Origin of the sequence: Campylobacter sp. W0014 (assembly GCF_020135975.1) — a bacterium.
Taxonomy (GTDB): domain Bacteria; phylum Campylobacterota; class Campylobacteria; order Campylobacterales; family Campylobacteraceae; genus Campylobacter_D.
On record NZ_JACHTR010000080.1, the window covers coordinates 1 to 866 of the forward strand.

The window sequence follows — 866 nt, forward strand, 5'->3', positions numbered from 1 at the left end:
AAAGTAGGCAAATACACCCAAGAATATTCTAAAGCTTTGTTTGAAGCTGATCGTATCTTAAGAACTTCCCCTTATATCAACTATCAACCCCAATACCTAGATCCTGAATTTCACACAGGAGAGAAATCTACTTTGCTTGAATTTAAAGATTGGCAAAACATTTATTTAAAAGATCCTATCAAAGGAAGCATAGCTCCTTGGACTAAAGCAGAAAAAGCTTATTATAATTCACTAAAAACTAAAAAAGAAAGATATAAATATTTAGTTATTAGAAGTGGTATAAGAAGTGTTGTTATAGATATACCTTATGAAGCCATAGGAGCTGTAGATGAAAAAGGAAATGTAGATCCTAAATATGAAAAATTATATAGAATAGTAGATGATAATAAACATAATCTAAGATCAAGTTTATTTCATAATGAATGGGGTATGGCAGCAGGAATATTAGGTGATTATAAATACCTAGCTAATGATATGTTTCAAAATGGTTTTAATGCAAGATTTATACAAGCGACTATACTTTATATACAACTAAGTGGAGGAAGTAGTATATTAGATAAACCTAATTTATTAGGTGCTGTTTATGGTTATGCAGATATTGCAGTAGGAAGTGGTTTAGTAGGAGTGCATAAAAATCCTTTAAGAGAACAAGAGATCAAAACCTTAGCTAAGACTTTAAAACCTGATGAATTTGGTATGCTTCCTTTTATAGATGAGATTATGGGAGTAGATTGGGTGATTGATTATAACGAATATCAAATTTCTGAAGATGAATTTGGAGATATATACAAAGCCTTAAGAAGTGATGTGGTTGAGGGTAAATTAAAAGATCCAAGGGATATAGATTCTACTTATGAAAGCAGAAG

The 866-nt window shown here is 30.6% G+C and carries 1 protein-coding gene; it reads left to right on the forward strand.

Annotated elements, in window-relative coordinates; translation table 11 throughout:
- Positions 1–866, forward strand: an 866-nt coding sequence (locus H2277_RS09035; protein WP_337201971.1) for a hypothetical protein, incomplete at both ends; no start/stop codon positions are given.